The sequence below is a fragment of the Pseudomonas sp. 05N434 genome (assembly GCF_056396965.1).
Genome location: NZ_JBFTMK010000983.1, coordinates 1 through 790 on the forward strand (window position 1 = coordinate 1; position 790 = coordinate 790).

The window sequence follows — 790 nt, forward strand, 5'->3', positions numbered from 1 at the left end:
GCTTCATGCAGGTAGTCGCGTCGGGCGAGGGTGGCATTGCCTTGCAACTGCCAGTCGTTGAAGTCGCCGGCAATGATGACCGGGGCGTCCTCTGGCAACGATTCGAGTAACAGGCAGAGCAACTGCAGCTGGAGTTGTCGATGGCTTTCCAACAGGCTCAGGTGCACGCAAATGGCATGCACTTCGGCATGGCCCGGCACATCCAGCACACAGTGCAGCAAGCCGCGCCGCTCGGGGCCGGTGATCGAGACATCGAGGTTGCGAAATTCGCGGATCGGGTATTTCGACAGCAGGGCATTGCCGTGATGGCCGTCGGGGTAGACCGCGTTGCGACCGTAAGCGAAATCGCTCCACATGCTGTCGGCCAGGAATTCGTACTGCGAGGTCGGTGGCCAGTCGTTGTAACGGGAAGAATGCCGGTCATGCTCACCGACCACTTCCTGCAGAAACACCAGGTCCGCCGACGTACTGCGTACCGCTTCGCGCAGTTCCGGGAGGATGAAACGTCGGTTGAGGGCGGTGAAACCCTTGTGAGTATTGACCGTCAGTACTCTGAGTCGGCGAATCGCCGGGGGCGTGTTCGATGGCACTGATTCGACGGCTTGGCGTTCGGCATCGTGGGTCACGTTCACTCCTCTGAATCAGGGCTGCTGTATGTATGCGACTGATGCGTGGGCGAGCAGTTCAAACACATTCACCACAACCCCGTAGCAGCTGTCGAGCAGCGCGAGGCTGCGTTCGGCGGCGCAGCCGTCGTAAAACCAGAACCTACGGTGCAGCAGGCAAACCG

Annotated in this window: 1 protein-coding gene; it reads right to left on the reverse strand. The window is 60.3% G+C overall.

What is annotated here, in order from left to right; all coding sequences use genetic code 11:
* Positions 1-626, reverse strand: a 626-nt coding sequence (locus tag AC1DLB_RS31220) for an endonuclease/exonuclease/phosphatase family protein (protein WP_477786431.1), incomplete at its 3' end; no start/stop codon positions are given.
* Positions 627-790 lie beyond the last annotated feature (164 nt).